Origin of the sequence: Mesorhizobium sp. M5C.F.Ca.IN.020.32.2.1, from assembly GCF_004023105.1 — a bacterium.
In the GTDB taxonomy this organism is placed as follows: domain Bacteria; phylum Pseudomonadota; class Alphaproteobacteria; order Rhizobiales; family Rhizobiaceae; genus Mesorhizobium; species Mesorhizobium wenxiniae.
In genome coordinates, this window is sequence record NZ_RZSX01000128.1 from 1 (window position 1) to 9,992 (window position 9,992).

General features: G+C 62.4%; 9 protein-coding genes and 1 pseudogene. 7 read left to right on the forward strand and 3 right to left on the reverse strand.

The genetic code is table 11. The features are described 5' to 3' along the window. The first annotated feature begins 235 nt into the window (after positions 1-235). The 3 genes from EOA86_RS09100 (at position 236) to EOA86_RS09110 (ending at position 3,298) form a co-directional block, all read left to right on the forward strand. The gene (locus EOA86_RS09100; protein WP_128341297.1) at positions 236-1,036 is read left to right on the forward strand and encodes an extensin family protein; all 801 of its coding nucleotides are present in this window, start codon (positions 236-238) and stop codon (positions 1,034-1,036) included. A gap of 88 nt (positions 1,037-1,124) precedes the next feature. Continuing rightward, positions 1,125-1,832, forward strand: coding sequence for an LssY C-terminal domain-containing protein (locus EOA86_RS09105; RefSeq protein ID WP_127211285.1), 708 nt, complete (start codon positions 1,125-1,127; stop codon positions 1,830-1,832). A gap of 155 nt (positions 1,833-1,987) precedes the next feature. Beyond that, positions 1,988-3,298: a hemolysin family protein gene (locus EOA86_RS09110; protein ID WP_128341298.1), complete on the forward strand. Its 1,311-nt coding sequence runs from the start codon at positions 1,988-1,990 to the stop codon at positions 3,296-3,298. A 62-nt stretch (positions 3,299-3,360) separates the two neighbouring features. Here EOA86_RS09110 and EOA86_RS09115 read toward each other — a convergent pair whose 3' ends face one another. Together EOA86_RS09115 and EOA86_RS09120 are read right to left on the reverse strand one after the other, a co-directional pair. Then, positions 3,361-4,026, reverse strand: a complete 666-nt coding sequence (locus tag EOA86_RS09115; protein ID WP_127211287.1) for an aldolase — start codon at positions 4,024-4,026, stop codon at positions 3,361-3,363. Further along, entirely contained in the window at positions 4,023-5,039 is a 1,017-nt protein-coding gene (locus EOA86_RS09120; protein ID WP_127211288.1) for a LacI family DNA-binding transcriptional regulator, read from the reverse strand. Before EOA86_RS09120 ends, EOA86_RS09115 begins: the two co-directional genes overlap by 4 nt. Before the next feature lie 214 nt (positions 5,040-5,253). On the opposite strand from EOA86_RS09120, the gene EOA86_RS09125 reads away from it, so the two are divergent. The 4 genes from EOA86_RS09125 to otnK are packed head-to-tail and all read left to right on the forward strand — an operon-like array spanning position 5,254 to position 9,653. Continuing rightward, the gene (locus EOA86_RS09125) at positions 5,254-6,567 is read left to right on the forward strand and encodes an MFS transporter (protein ID WP_128341300.1); all 1,314 of its coding nucleotides are present in this window, start codon (positions 5,254-5,256) and stop codon (positions 6,565-6,567) included. Positions 6,568-6,597: 30 nt separating this feature from the next. Then, positions 6,598-7,542, forward strand: a complete 945-nt coding sequence (gene ltnD, locus EOA86_RS09130) for an L-threonate dehydrogenase (protein WP_128341302.1) — start codon at positions 6,598-6,600, stop codon at positions 7,540-7,542. Positions 7,543-7,560: 18 nt separating this feature from the next. Continuing rightward, positions 7,561-8,379: a 2-oxo-tetronate isomerase gene (otnI, locus tag EOA86_RS09135; RefSeq protein WP_128341303.1), complete on the forward strand. Its 819-nt coding sequence runs from the start codon at positions 7,561-7,563 to the stop codon at positions 8,377-8,379. Then, entirely contained in the window at positions 8,376-9,653 is a 1,278-nt protein-coding gene (gene otnK / locus EOA86_RS09140) for a 3-oxo-tetronate kinase (protein ID WP_128341305.1), read from the forward strand. The genes otnI and otnK overlap by 4 nt, the downstream gene beginning before the upstream one ends. 206 nt (positions 9,654-9,859) lie before the next feature. Here otnK and EOA86_RS09145 read toward each other — a convergent pair. Continuing rightward, positions 9,860-9,992: pseudogene (locus EOA86_RS09145) on the reverse strand (DUF1857 domain-containing protein); the annotation flags it as partial.

Genomic DNA, 9,992 nt, shown 5'->3' on the forward strand with positions numbered 1-9,992 from the left:
ATCTTGCACCGCGCCGCAACGGCGGCACCTTCTGCCAGTGACGACCGACATGCGCGCCGCAATTTGGCCGCAGCCGTAAACGCGGCCGCTGATTTTTCCTTTACTCTTGGCGGTTAAGCTCTGTCTCATCTGATCATGAGCCCGAAAAGTGGGATCCGGTTTTCGGAGAAAGGTCATGATCAAACAACGAGACAGAGCCTGATCGGGACCAGGCTCGGGGACAGGGATCTTGTCGATGGCCGGGATATTTCGCGCCGCGCTTGTCGCCGTGCGGCAAACCAGACGCGCGCGCATGATTCCCGGCGCGCTTGCCGTCGTAGCGATCTCGGCATGCACCACCGGCAGCGTACTTTCGCTGGAACCGGCCGTCGATATCGGAAGCCAGACATCAGCCGTTCCGAACTACGCGGGCATGCAGCGCCTCGTCCCCTCCAACCCATTCATGACCGCCGCCTATCCGCGCATGGACGAGCCGATGGCGCCAACCGAACAGATGCCGGCCAGCGAGGTCGACTGCCGCAAGGAATTGAAGCGCCTGGGCGTCGTCTACACCGACCTTGCGCCGATCCGCGAAGGCCAGTGCGGCATCGACTATCCCGTCAAGGTCTCGGCTATCGGCAGCATCGGGATGAAGCCGGCCGCGACACTGACCTGCGACATGGCCGCCACCTTCGCCGGCTGGACCAGGAATGAACTCGTGCCCTCCGCCCGCTGGCGTTATTTCTCCGGCGTCAAGACCATTCGCCAGGGCTCGAGCTATTCCTGCCGCAGGATCGCCGGCGAAGGCGTGCTGTCGGAGCACGGCAAGGGCAACGCCCTCGACGTCATGAGCATCGAGCTCGGCAATGGCAAAGATATCGACGTGCGCAAGCCCGGCCTATTCGCCTTCCGCACGCGCGGCTTCCTCAACACTGTGCGCGCCGACGGCTGTGAGTATTTCACCACTGTGCTCGGCCCCGGCTACAATTACGATCACCGCAACCATTTCCATTTCGACATCAAGAACCGCAAGAACGGCTACCGCGCCTGCCGCTGAGCCCAAGCGATGCCCACTGCCCAAGTTCTGCGCCGCCGCGTAGAATGACGCCACATAAGGTGATGCCGTATCGCCTGGGTGGTATCTCGTGAGCCGACGAAGCCTTCGACGACGCGCAACGATCTGGCTGGTGGCGTTCTGTGCCGGCTATCTCGTGCTCGCCTATTTCGCCGCACCGGAATTCTGGACCCTGCGGGACCGCAACTTCCGAACGCAGCGCTTCGAGATGGTGACGCACACGCCGCAGGGCATTGCGGGCGATCCGATCAATGTCGGCATCGTCGGTACCAAAAAAGAGCTGGTCCACGCCTTCGCCGTCGCCGGATGGGACACGGCCGACGCCCTCACGCTGAAGACCGCGATCGAGATCGGCGAAAGCGTGCTGTTCGATCGGCCCTATCCCGACGCGCCGGTCAGCCGGTTGTTATTTGAAGGCCGTGCACAGGATCTCGCCTTCGAGAAGCCGGTCGGCGACAGTGCCGACCGGCGTCATCACGTCCGCTTCTGGCAGACAGATGCGACCGGAGACGATGGCCGGCCGCTCTGGCTGGGTGCGGCAAGTTTCGATCGCGGCGTCGGCCTCAGCCACGACACCGGCGCGATCACCCACCATATCGGTCCCGACATCGACGCCGAGCGCGACTTCCTGATCCGCGACCTTTCTGCCGCAGGCATGCTAATCTCGACCAGCGAGATATCAGGCATCGGTGCGACAAAGACCGGGCGCAATGGCGGCGGTGATCCCTATTTCACCGACGGCAAGGCGGTAGTGGGCGTGCTGCTGCAGTTGCCGTAGGCGCAAGACGAGCCGCTGGCCTCCGGCTCACGTCGCCCTGATCGAGCATTTTTCGTCGCCACCATGGGATGCCGTGTGAGATGGTTGCGCCCGCCGCCATGAAAAATGACGTCCATCTATTTTCGAAGACCTCACCGCAATGCTATTGACCCCTCATGCTTTACGCTGAAATCGCTATCGTGGTCGTCCTCATCTGCGTGAACGGCCTTCTGGCAATGTCCGAGCTTGCCATCGTCTCGTCACGGCCTGCCCGCCTCATGGCGATGATCGACCGCAACGTGACGGGTGCCGGACGCGCCTTGGCGCTCGGCTCCAATCCAGGCAAATTCCTGTCGTCCGTGCAGATCGGCATCACCCTGGTCGGTGTTTTGTCAGGCGCCTTTTCCGGCGCCACGCTCGGTGAGCGGCTGTCCGTGTTCCTGGCATCGACCGGCATCCGCGAAAGCCTTGCCGACCCGATCGGCGTCGGCATCGTCGTCGCCCTCATCACCTACTTCTCGCTCATCATCGGCGAACTGGTGCCCAAGCAGATCGCGCTGCGCGATCCCGAACGCGTCGCCGCCAGGGTTGCTCCGGCGATGACCATCCTTGCCACCGTCTCGGCGCCGCTGGTCTTCCTGCTCGACATTTCCGGCCGTGCTATGCTGTGGCTGCTTGGCCAACGCGGTGAAAGCGAGGAGAAGGTCACCGACGAGGAGATCAAGATGCTGGTCGCCGAGGCCGAGCATCACGGCACCATCGAATCCGACGAGCGGCGCATGATCGCCGGCGTCATGCGGCTCGGCGACCGCGCCGTCCGCGCGGTGATGACGCCGCGCACCGAGGTCGACTGGATCAACCTGCAGTCCGATGACGTGGCGACCCGCAAGCTCTTGATGGAGACCCAGCATTCGCGCCTGCCAGCCGGCGATGGCAGTGTCGACGCCATGATCGGCGTCGTCCAGACCCGCGACGTGCTGGCCGCGATGCTTGGCGGTCGCGCACTCGACCCGCGCCGGCACGTGCGCACCGCTCCCATCGTCCATGACCAGGCCGACGCGCTGGATGTCCTTTCGACTCTCAAGGAATCCAACGTGCCGATGGCGCTGGTCCATGACGAATACGGCCATTTCGAAGGTATTGTCACCCCGGCGGACATACTGGAAGCCATCACCGGCGTCTTCCGGGCGGACCTCGACGCCGACGACGAGGAAAACGCCGTCAAGCGCGAGGACGGCTCATGGCTGCTCGCCGGCTACATGCAGGCCGACGAGATGGCGGACGTTCTCGGCATCGACCTGCCCGAGAACCGCGACTACGAGACTGTCGCCGGTTACGTGCTGTCGCACCTGCACCATCTGCCGACGACCGGCGAATGCGTGGATGCGCAGGGCTGGCGCTTCGAGGTCGTCGACCTCGACGGCCGCCGCATCGACAAGCTCATCGCCACGCGCCTGCCCGGCGGCCATCGCGAAATCGTGCGCTAACAATCAACACGATGTCTGCGCCTGTTCGCAAGCAGGAATGAGCCTGTTCCGGTTAGAGTGTCCTAATGGTAGTGCCCGTCTTGCTCCGGCAAGGATATCCCGAAGACCCGCACCAAATCGGCGACCTGTTCCGGCGATAGGTAGCGGGGATTGAGGCCGCGCAACAGCAGATAGAGCTTTGCGGTTTCTTCCAGCTCCTCGGTAGCGAATACGGCGGCCTCGAGCGTTTCGCCCGCGACCACGGGACCGTGGTTTGCCAGCAGCACTGAGGAGTAGCGCCCGGCGAGGCCCTTGATCGCAGCGACAACCGCCGGGTCGCCTGGGCGATGATAGGACACCAGCGCGGTTTGTCCGGCGCGCATCAGGTAGTAGGGCGTCATCGGCGGCAGCACCGCCTTAGGATCGATTTCCGGCAGCATGGAAAGGGCAACTGCGTGTGTCGAGTGCAGGTGCACGATGGCGCGCGCCTCTGCCCTCGTCTGATAGAGCGCAGTATGCAATGGAATTTCCTTGGTCGGCGCATCGCCAGAGGTCAGCCGGCCTTGCGCATCGAGGCGTGAAATTCGGGCAGGATCCAGGAATCCTAGCGAGGCATTGGTGGGTGTGACCAGCCAGCCGCCATCATCGAGCCGCAGGCTGATATTGCCTGACGATCCCGGCGTCAGCCCGCGCTCGAACAATGAACGTCCGAAGCGGCAGATATCGTCCCTCAGCTTGGTTTCAGTCACGTCGTCGCTCCTTCAATCAGCTCGAACCCGATATCGACCACCGCGGATGGCCCATCGGAGCAGACGAGCCGTGCTCCGATCTCACCGACGGTCACTCGCGGCGTCAGGATGGTCGAAAGTGGCTGCGGCGCGCTTCTGGCTACATCGAGACCGTTGTAGCCGAAGATCGCCAGCCGGTCCGGTATCGTGATGCCGTGGGCGAGACAGTGGAAATAGCCGCCGATCGCCATGTCGTCGTTGGAGAAGTAAACCGCATCCAGATCGGGACAACGCTCCAGCAATCGAGCCAGCCCGTCGCGCCCGGCTTCGATCGAAGATGCGGCACGGATGATTTCTTCTCCGATGATGCTCAGCCCAGCTTCGCCCAAGGCCGCGCGAAACGCTGCGAAACGCTTGGCCGCGCGGAGGTCCAGGCTGAGGTCGTGGCCGACGTAGCCGATGCAGCGATAGCCGCGCGACATCAAATGCTGAGCGCTCACCCGGCCTGCCTTGCGGTTGGAAAAGCCCACGACGATGTCGATGCCCTCGCCATCGGTATCGAGCAATTCGGCCACTCTGATGCGGGCGTTCCGCAGCATCGCTCCGGTGCGCTCGGTGTGCTCGAGCCCCGCTACCATCATCCCGGCTGGGCGCCAGCTGAGGAGTGACTCGATGACGTTCTCCTCTCGCTCCGGATCGTAGTCGGTCACCGCGACGACAGGTTGGAAGCCGGCGCCGACCAGTACCGTATTGGCGCCGCGCAGCACATCCGGAAAGACGATGTTGCTTAGCGAGGGAATGACGACACCGACGAGCTTGGACCCCATGGAGGCCAGGGTTCCCGCGATCCGGTTTGGCACATAGCCGAGGCTCCGCGCGGCAGTGAGTACGCTCTCGCGTGTCTTGGTTGAGAAGGAACCATGCCCTCGCAACACGCGCGAGGCGGTGCTTTCGCCGACGCCAGCCGCGCGAGCGACGTCAGTGAGGGTTATCATCGCGCCGGTTTGCGTACCGTCTTCTGCTTCGCTCTGCATTCCGGTTTCTAGGCTCGATGCGTCGGTACGACTCCAATTCCTGACGCTTCTTTTGTCACATTCAGGCGCCGCACTCAACAGAATTTGGCAGCGCTGCCACTTTTGGTTTGGCAGCGCTGCCATTCTCGTGTTATGAGCTATGCAAGCGCTGCCAAAATTCAGCCAGGGGCGTGAGACCCTGAGGGACCACCGCTACGTTATTGGGAGGAAACAGATGACGATACTGACCCCGACGCTTCCGGCTGAGGCCGGAGCAGAAGACGACATCAAAAGGATTGCCTACAGCAAAGTCTTCTGGCGCATCGTGCCGTTTCTGATGCTGTGTTATGTCGTCGCGTATCTCGATCGGGTCAACGTCGGCTTTGCCAAGCTGCAGATGTCGACCGACCTTGCCTTCAGTGAAACCGTCTACGGCCTTGGCGCCGGCATCTTCTTCATCGGCTATTTCCTGTTCGAGGTCCCGAGCAACGTCATCCTGCACAAAGTAGGGGCACGCGTCTGGATCGCCCGCATAATGATCACCTGGGGCCTGATTTCAGCCGGTTTCATGTTCACTGCATCTGCCCCGATGTTCTACCTGCTGCGCTTCCTGCTCGGTGTCGCCGAGGCTGGTTTCTACCCCGGCATCATCCTCTTCCTCACCTACTGGTATCCCTCGCATCGGCGCGCCAAGATCATCGCGATATTCATGTCCGCGATCCCCATCTCGGGGATTTTCGGTAATCCGCTTTCTGGCTGGATCATGGATTCGTTCCATGGCAGCAACGGCCTTGCTGGCTGGCAGTGGATGTTCCTGATCGAAGCGGCTCCAGCAATCCTGCTCGGCATCGCAGTCTTTTTCTTCCTTGACAACGGCATCCGTCACGCCAAGTGGCTGAGCGAAGCGGAGAAGCAGGCGATCGAGCGAGAGATCGCCCAGGAAGAGCACGGCAAGGAACGCTCACACTCCGTCGCCGGCATTTTCCGCGATCCCCGGATCTGGCTGATGTGTCTGATCTATTTCTGCTTCGTAATGGGCCAGTACGGATTGACGTTCTGGATGCCCACCCTGGTCAAGGCGACGGGCGTCGCCGGCAACCTCAACATCGGACTGATCAGCGCAATCCCGTTTATCTGCGCTGTGATCGCCATGAACTTTTTTGGGCGCAGCGCCGACAGATATCGCGAGCGCCGCTGGCACCTGGTGGTTCCCGCTCTCTTTGGAGCAGTCGGCTTTGTGGTTGCAGCTACCTCGCCCGATCCCGCCATCGCGATTGCCTTTCTGTCGCTGGCCGCAGCGGGTGCGATCACTTGTGCGCCGCTGTTCTGGTCACTGCCCACAGCGTTCCTCGGCGGAACTGGTGCTGCGGCTGGTATTGCGCTCATCAATTCGGTCGGAAATCTCGCCGGCTTCGTCAGCCCCTATCTCGTTGGCTATCTCAAGGATCTGACAGGAACGACAGAGGTCGGCATGTACGCGCTGGCCGCAATTCTAGTGGTCGGCGCGATCCTGGTTCTGACGGTCCCACCCAAACTGGTCAACCGCTAGCCGAACCGCCTCATGCAGGGAGTTTCCATTATGACCACCACCGACAAGCAGAAGGACATCCCAGCTGCAGCCGCACTACGGGTCGCGGTTATTGGCCTCGGGTCGATGGGATTTGGGATGGCGGCATCGCTTCGCCGCGCCGGGTTCGAGGTGACGGGCTTCGACGTCAACGAGCAAATCGTGGCGCGCCTTGTCGCTAACGGCGGGCGGGGGGCACAAACCCCCGCCCAGGCCGCCCAGGCCGCGGACATCGTGGTTTCTGTCGTCGTCAACGCGGCGCAGACCGAAGCGATCCTCTTTGGTGCGGATGGAGTGGCCGAAACCCTGCCAGATGGCGCGGTGTTCGTCTCCTCAGCCACCATGGATCCTGACGTTGCACGAAATCTGGCCGCCCGGCTGGAAACCACCGGACGGCTCTATCTCGACGCGCCAATCAGTGGCGGGTCGGTCCGCGCGGCGGAAGGCGCCCTCACCATTCTGGCCTCCGGCAGCGCCGCCGCCTTTGCCAGGGCGCGGCCCGCACTCGACGCGATGGCAACCAAGCTTTATGAACTTGGAGATGAACCGGGCGTCGGCGCGGCATTCAAGATGATAAACCAGTTGCTCGCCGGTGTGCATATCGCGGCAGCGAGCGAAGCCATCGCCTTGGCCGCACGGCAAGGGCTCGATATTCGCAAGGTCTACGAGGTCATCACCGCCTCGGCCGGCAATTCATGGATGTTCGAGAACCGGATTCCGCACGTGCTCGACGGCGACTATGCCCCACGCAGCGCCGTCGACATTTTCGTCAAGGATCTCGGTATCATCCAGGATATGGCGCGCAGCGCCAAGTTCCCCGTGCCGGTCGCGGCCGCAGCGCTGCAGATGTTCCTGATGACCTCGGCGGCCGGGATGGGGCGCGATGACGATGCCTCGGTCGCCCGACTCTACGCAAAGATCACGGGCACCGACTTGCCCGGCGAACCGCAAACCTGACCAGGACCGGACCCAGCCATGCCCCGCTTCGCCGCCAATCTCACCATGATGTTCAACGAATGGCCGTTCCTCGACCGGTTCGCTGCCGCCGCCGCTGTCGGCTTTGAAGCGGTCGAGTTCCTTTTTCCTTACGAGCATAGACCCGATGCGATCGCGGAACGCCTCGCAAAGAACGGTCTTAGCCAGGTTCTGTTCAACCTGCCGCCCGGTAACTGGGTTGCCGGTGAGCGTGGACTGGCCTCCCTGGCAGAACGGTTCCACGAGCTTCAGGTCGGCGTTGAAACAGCGCTCTCCTACGCAGAGGCGACCGGCGTCAAGCGCCTCCATCTCATGTCGGGGATTGCCTCTCGCGACGACAAGGAAGCTGTCGAGGCCTACCGGAAGGCCATCGTCTGGACGGCCGGGAAACTTGCCGACCGAGGCATCGATCTCTTGATCGAGCCGATCAACGGCCGTGACATGCCGGGTTACTTTCTCAACGACTTCGGCTTCGCTGAAGCTCTCGTCCGCGACCTGGCGCTACCCAATCTCAAGCTGCAATTCGACATCTACCATCGTCAGATCATGCATGGTGATGTCACCAAGGCGCTTCGCCGGCTGATGCCGCTCATTGGTCACATCCAGATCGCCAGCGTGCCTTCGCGGCATGAACCGGCGACCGGGGAACTCGATGATCACTTCATTTTCGACGAGCTGGACCGGCTAGGATATGCCGGCTTTGTCGGCTGCGAATACCGGCCGAGGAGCAAGACGCTCGACGGGCTCAGCTGGCTCGCTCGCTATACCGGCGAGCGCCAGCGCCCAATTTCCGGTGCCAAGCGTGGAGTTCTACCATGACGCTCTCGCTCGGCTGCATCGCGGACGATTACACCGGTGCCTCGGACCTGGCGAACACGCTGGCCAAAGAGGGTCTGCGTACGATCCAGACCATCGGAATTCCCACGGACGACCTGGCTTTGCCCGAAGTCGATGCGATCGTCGTTTCGCTGAAAATCCGTTCGATCGCCGCATCTGAGGCGGTCGAACGTGCCCGTGCCTCTGATCGCTGGCTGCGCGAGCGCGGCGCCGATCATGCCATGTACAAGATCTGTTCCACCTTCGATTCGAGTGACAAGGGCAATATCGGCCCGGTGCTCGATTCCCTGCGCGCCGATGCCGGTGAAACAACGGTGCTGGTGACGCCGGCCTTTCCGCAGACCGGTCGCACCGTTTATCAGGGCAATCTCTTCGTCGGCGCGGCGCCGCTCAACGAAAGCCCCCTTAAGGATCATCCGCTCAACCCCATGCACGATGCCAACCTGGTCCGCGTTCTAGCTCGGCAGAGTGCTGTGGCGGTTGGACTCGTCGATCTCTCAATCGTTGCCCGTGGCGCGGAGGCGATCGTCGAGCGGCTGGCACAGCTGGCCTCCGATGGGAACGGAGCAGCCATCACCGATGCCGTCTTCGAGAGCGACCTCGAAGCAATTGGTGCGGCGGCACTTCGTCAGCGATTGTCGATCGGAGCCTCGGGCTTGGGATTGGGTCTTGCCCGCGGCCTGATCGCGGCGGGCAGCGTACGTCGCCACGAGCGGACTGCTGTTTACGGCAAGCCAGCTGCGGGACCAGCAGTTGTTCTTGCAGGAAGCTGTTCACAGGCGACTTTGCAACAGATCGCCAAAGCCGAGCAGACAATGCCCGTCCTGCGGCTCGTTCCTGAAAAGCTTATGAACGGACGAGAGGAGGCAAAGCTTGCCCTCGATTGGGCGGCCGAGCGGATGGCCCGAACTCCCGTCATCATCGCCAGCAGCTCGAATCCGGATGATGTATCTAGGCTGCAAACCCGCTACGGACGCGATGCGGTCGGCCAAGTCATTGAGCAGTCCCTTGCGGCGATTGCCGAAGGCCTGGTGGAACGGGGCGTGCGCCGCCTTATCGTCGCGGGCGGAGAGACATCCGGCGCGGTAATCGACCGGCTTGCCATTCCCGCATTTGGCCTCGGGCAGGAAATCGTTGCGGGCGTGCCCGTGTTGCACAGTATTGGAGGTCGTCACGGCGACATGGTGTTGGCTCTTAAATCAGGAAATTTCGGCGGCGAAAGCTTCTTCGCGGACGCTTTGGCCATCATGGCATAAGCGCCGTGGCGGCTCTGGGGCCGTTTCCAGACGGTCAGGTTTCGGATGCGGCTCAGGGATAGCTGCCGTTCATCCAGGAGGCGCTGGCGCAAATATCCTGACGCGTCGTCGCGAATGTCGTCACGATCGCGATAGGGCGCTCTTCATGTAAGGAGGGCGGGCCTGCCTGCTGGAAATGAGACAGGCCACCGGTCGCTCAACCCGTTTTAGAGCGAACCATCCGCCAGCAACTCGCGGGTGAGTTTCAGTGTCGAGAGGAGGGCGGCCTTGTAGCCCTGGTCGCTGTCGAACTGCGCCTGCTCGGCCTGCTCCTCGGGGCCGTTCGGCTCTTTGCCGCGC